The 2,834-nt window shown below is 61.8% G+C and carries 2 protein-coding genes; one reads left to right on the forward strand and one right to left on the reverse strand.

Annotated features, from left to right (window positions below; genetic code table 11):
- Window positions 1–63: 63 nt before the first annotated feature.
- Window positions 64–1,401 (forward strand): alkaline phosphatase, encoded by a 1,338-nt coding sequence (locus NW857_RS10290; RefSeq protein WP_414368877.1) that lies wholly within the window; start codon window positions 64–66, stop codon window positions 1,399–1,401.
- A 210-nt stretch (window positions 1,402–1,611) separates the two neighbouring features.
- Here the strand turns inward: NW857_RS10290 and NW857_RS10295 are convergent.
- Window positions 1,612–2,834: cryptochrome/photolyase family protein (locus tag NW857_RS10295; RefSeq protein WP_414368879.1), on the reverse strand; the 1,223-nt coding region annotated here is incomplete at its 5' end.

Below are 2,834 nucleotides of genomic sequence, written 5' to 3' on the forward strand. Positions count from 1 at the left end.
GTGCTCCAAGGCTGTGTTACTTTTCTTGACGTTCAGCCTTGAACAAGCAAGGGCAGGTTTACTATGCGTAACTATTCTCTGAGGGCAGCTTTGGCCGCAACGCTGTGCTTGCTGTCCTCTTCCCTTTTTTCTAGCCTGGCCCAGGCGGCGCCAAAGCCGACCGGCAACGGGGCGATCTTTTTCCACCCCGATGGCACTTCGGCCTCCCACTGGGACATCACCCGCATTCTCCACTACGGCCCGGATGGCTTCTTGAACTGGGATCGCCTGCCTGTCATCACCACCTATCGTGGCCATCACCTTGACCTGTTGGGTGGAACCTCCAACGGCGGGGCGGTGACGCATGCCACAGGCACTCGCGTGCATGGCGCGACTTTTGGCTTGGATCCCGACGGCAAAGAGTATCCCTCGGCCAACGGCACCCTGAACACAATTATGGAAGATGCCATTGAGGCAGGCCTGGGCACGGCTCTGGTGCAGTCGGGATCCATCATCGAGCCGGGGACGGCTGCTTTTGTGGCTGAAGCTCCCAAGCGCAGCGACTACGAGGAGATTGCCCTGGAAGTGGTGGAGTCGGGGGTAGACATCATCCTGGGGGCCGGTGAGGAATGGCTGTTGCCGGAAGGCGTCCAGGGGCGCTTTGGCCAAGGGAAGCGCAAGGATGGCCGCAACCTCATCGAGGAAGCCAAGAAAAAAGGGTATGCCGTCGTCTATACCCGCGACGAGCTGCTGAAGCTGCCGGCGGATGCCGCCAAGGTTTTGGGGGTGTTCAACGTAGAGGACACCTTCTACGACAAACCTGAAGAAGAGCTGCGGGCCCAAAACCTGCCCAACTACATCGCCAGCGCGCCCACCATTGCCGAGATGACGCAGTTTGCCCTAGAGCGGATCTCCCGCAATCCCAAGGGCTTCTTCGCCGTCATTGAGGAAGAGGGCACCGACAACATGTGCAACAACCTCAATGCTTCCGGCTGCCTGGAGGCCATGAAGCGGGCTGACGATGCCATTGGGGTAATTCTTAACTTCATCGAGAAGAATCCCAAAACCTTCATGATCACCACCAGCGACAGCAACGCCGGCGGGATGCAGTTGGTGGATGTGGAGTCTGCCGATGAGCCGCTGCCCCCCACTGACCCCGAAGAAAGCGGCGCCCCTATCGATGGCGTCGAGGGCACGGGTACGAAGCCATTTGTTTCAGCACCCGACAAGAACGGCAACCGCCGCCCCTTTGCGGTGGCGTGGGCCACTGGAGACGACGCCGGCAGTGGAGTTATCGCCCGCGCGGCGGGCCTGAACGCCCAAGAGCTGGTGCCCACCACCGGGATCCTGAACACCGACATCTACCGCATTCTCTACACAGTTCTCTTCGGGGAGCGCATCCCCAGCGAGCTGAAGCCGTAGTCTCAGGCAACCCGGCATTGGCTCCGAACTTCTGAAGACCGAGGGGATCCAGGCGATCCCCTTTTCATTTCCATAAGTCATTAACGCAACGCTGTCGCGAACGCGCTGCTCTAACTCCCCTCTCCCTCAGGGAGAGGGGTTGGGGGTGAGGGAGTCCCTGAGGGAGAGGGGTTGGGGGTGAGGGAAGTCCTTGCCACGTCTTGTCCAGAGCTAGGAAAGAGTGGATAGTCTGCCCTGGGCCGGCTGAGAACGCCTCTGCTGCACCGCCTGGTAGCGCCGCTTGAACTCCTGCTGCTGCACCTTGTGATCCACGATGGGATCCGGGTAGCCGCAGCGCCGCCGCTCCTGTAGGGCCCAGGATCCCTTGGGATCCTCCCCCACCCACAGCAAAGCCGGGGTATCTAGCCCCGCCAGCTCCGGCAGGTAGCGACGGATGTACTCCCCTTCCGGGTCGTAGCGGGCTGCCTGGGTGGCCGGGTTGAAGATGCGCAGCGGCCTGGGATCCGTGCCCACACCGGCGCTCCACTGCCAGCCGCCGTTGTTGGCGGCCAGATCCCCGTCCACCAGCTTCTGCATAAAGTAGCGCTCTCCCCAGCGCCAGTCGATGAGCAGATCTTTAGTTAAAAAGCTGGCCACGATCATGCGGCAGCGGTTGTGCATCCAGCCGGTCTCGTTGAGCTGGCGCATGGCCGCATCCACGATGGGGTAACCCGTCTGTCCGGAGCACCAGGCCTGAAACCAGTCCTGCCGGTTGCCCCACTCCAGCGCATCAAAAGCTCGCCGGTAGGCGCCGCTCTCCACGTGGGGCCAGTGGGCCAGGACATGCTTGTAAAACTCGCGCCAGCACAGCTCCTGCCGCCAAGTTTGCAGGCTGCTTTCGGCCTCTTCACTGCGCACCTCTGCTTCCACCTCCCGCGTGGCCTGCCACACCTGACGAATGCCGATGGTTCCCCAGCACAGGTGGGGACTGAGGAGAGAGGTACCCTGTTCAGCCGGAAAATTGCGGGCCTGCTCGTAGTCCAAAATGCGCAGGCCCTGACAAAAATCCTCAAGCAGCGCTTGAGCTGCCCTCTCGCCTGCCGCCGGGATCCGCTGGTTGCAGACAAAGCCCAGATCCGCCAAGGTGGGCAGAGGTTGAGCTTTCAGGCTTGGCAGCGGCTGGAGCTCCTTGGGAGTGGGGAAGGGATCCGGCTTAGGCAAGCTGGACCAGCGGCGCCAGAAAGGGGTAAAAACCGAGTAGGGATCCCCCGCCTGGGTCACCACTTCCCCCGGACCGTGCAGCAGCATATCTTGGTAAGAAAAAGACGGGATCCCGGCTTCCGTCAAGCTGGCCCGCACCTGACTCTCCTGCTGCCGGGCCAAGGGATCCAGATCCTCGTTCCAAAACACGGCCTGCGCCCCCAGCTCGGTGGCCAACTGCCGCAGCTCCACCG

This window comes from Synechococcus sp. H55.9, assembly GCF_047462355.1.
In the GTDB taxonomy this organism is placed as follows: Bacteria; Cyanobacteriota; Cyanobacteriia; order Thermostichales; family Thermostichaceae; genus Thermostichus.

Excerpts from the sequence above, each read along its gene's own strand:
- NW857_RS10290 (WP_414368877.1), top strand. The coding sequence starts at position 64 with ATGCGTAACTATTCTCTGAGGGCAGCTTTGGCCGCAACGCTGTGCTTG.